1 protein-coding gene is annotated in these 273 nt (G+C 39.2%); it reads right to left on the reverse strand.

The window, feature by feature from the left end; translation table 11 throughout:
- Window positions 1-37: 37 nt before the first annotated feature.
- A partial coding sequence (locus tag SM755_RS23635) for a hypothetical protein (protein WP_323174833.1) occupies window positions 38-273 on the reverse strand: 236 nt, incomplete at its 5' end.

A 273-nucleotide genomic window follows, 5' to 3' on the forward strand; every position in this document is an offset into this window, starting at 1 on the left:
GCCACATCTTGAAATCTACAATTATTCTTCAGTCTTGTTATTTCGATTCCAGCTGGCCGAAATCTTCTTCCAGCCTTTTGTTTCGAAGAACTTCTGCAAGATTTTTATTCTGAAGAAAAGATTGGATGAAGTAAAGAACATATATCCCACCTTCATCCCCGTTTTGCTGAGGCACCTTGGGGAACTCCAGACGGATTTTATTTATGAACTGCTTGGTTTCTTTCCGCTCTTCAGTTTTGTAGATATCACCAATGAATCTTCTGATGACTGATC

Source organism: Natrialba sp. PRR66 (assembly GCF_034808065.1).
GTDB classification, from domain to species: domain Archaea; phylum Halobacteriota; class Halobacteria; order Halobacteriales; family Natrialbaceae; genus Natrialba; species Natrialba aegyptia.